At 52.0% G+C, this 223-nt stretch carries 1 rRNA gene; it reads right to left on the reverse strand.

Annotation, left to right across the window (positions count from 1 at the left end):
• Positions 1–223: ribosomal RNA gene (locus tag ACXAGV_RS19085) — 16S ribosomal RNA — on the reverse strand; the annotation flags it as partial.

Raw genomic sequence — 223 nt, forward strand, 5'->3', positions numbered from 1 at the left:
CTGGCAACTAAGGACAAGGGTTGCGCTCGTTGCGGGACTTAACCCAACATCTCACGACACGAGCTGACGACAGCCATGCAGCACCTGTGTCTGAGTTCCCGAAGGCACGAAACTATCTCTAGTAACTTCTCAGCATGTCAAGTGTAGGTAAGGTTCTTCGCGTTGCATCGAATTAAACCACATGCTCCACCGCTTGTGCGGGCCCCCGTCAATTCATTTGAGT

It is taken from the genome of Alteromonas sp. ABH4_453, assembly GCF_056160665.1.